Origin of the sequence: Bradyrhizobium sp. PRIMUS42, assembly GCF_023006515.1 — a bacterium.
GTDB lineage: Bacteria > Pseudomonadota > Alphaproteobacteria > Rhizobiales > Xanthobacteraceae > Bradyrhizobium.
On the sequence record NZ_JALBGZ010001629.1, the window covers coordinates 1 to 413 of the forward strand.

Consider the following 413-nt stretch of genomic DNA (forward strand, 5'->3'; position numbering starts at 1 on the left):
GGCTCGGCGGCGAAGGCGGAGATCTCGGACGCCAGCCGGTCCGAGCTGAACTCGGTCTGCGGGATGCGGATCGCGCCGTCGACCTTGACCAGCACGCCGGCATTGGCGAACTGATCCTGGTCGATCGAGCCTGGCAACGGCACCAGGATCGAGGGCCGGCCGATCGCAGCGAGCTCGGCCACCGTGCCGGCGCCAGAGCGCGAAACGATCAGGTGGTTGGAAGCAAGCCGCGCCGGCAGATCGGTAAAGAACGGCGCCAGCTCTGCCTTGATCTTGAGCTTGTCGTAGACTGCGCGGACGCGGCTCATGTCCTCGTCGCGCACCTGCTGGGTGAGAACGAGCCGGCTCCACAGCGCGGGCTCGAGGCGCTCGATTGCGCCCGGCACGATGTCGGCCATGATGCGCGCGCCCTG

General features: G+C 68.5%; 1 protein-coding gene. It reads right to left on the reverse strand.

Annotation, left to right across the window (positions count from 1 at the left end; all coding sequences use genetic code 11):
- On the reverse strand, positions 1-413 hold a 413-nt coding region (locus tag MOV75_RS42005), incomplete at both ends, for a glycosyltransferase (RefSeq protein ID WP_309487030.1).